Here is a 430-nt window from a genome sequence, read left to right as displayed (position 1 = left end):
AGCGTCTGAGTCAGGCGCGCGCTGCTTCGGAAAAAGCCCGAGCCGCCGTGCCTGTGCCTACCCCTGCATTCGACAGCCGCCAGTACCAGCCCTTGAGCAAGGCCGCCCCCGCCTACCCCGAACGCGCCTTGGACAAGAACATCGAAGGCGACTGTTCGGTGGAGTACACCGTCAACACCCAGGGCCACGTGGAAAACCCCAAGGTGCTGGCCGGCTGTCACCCGTTGTTCATTCGGCCCTCATTGGCGGCGGCCAATACTTTTCGCTACCAGCCGAGAATCGTCGATGGCAAGGCTGTTGCCGTACCGGCAGTTCCCCACACCTTCCACTACCGCCTCAAATGCGCTTCTCCAGCCACCTCCCCAAAACCTCTTGGTTCTGGCCTCCCTGCGCTAGCGGTGTTTCCGTAGAATTTTCATTTAATGCCCCC

Annotated in this window: 1 protein-coding gene; it reads left to right on the top strand. The window is 61.2% G+C overall.

The genetic code is table 11. From position 1 onward, the window contains the following. Positions 1-410, top strand: a 410-nt coding sequence (locus JMV15_RS28165; RefSeq protein ID WP_235991972.1) for an energy transducer TonB, incomplete at its 5' end; no start/stop codon positions are given. Positions 411-430 lie beyond the last annotated feature (20 nt).

Origin of the sequence: Pseudomonas paracarnis (assembly GCF_904063055.1) — a bacterium.
GTDB classification, from domain to species: Bacteria; Pseudomonadota; Gammaproteobacteria; order Pseudomonadales; family Pseudomonadaceae; genus Aquipseudomonas; species Aquipseudomonas paracarnis.
Note: the sequence above shows the minus strand (reverse complement) of the source record. Positions and strands in the feature narration are given on the sequence as shown.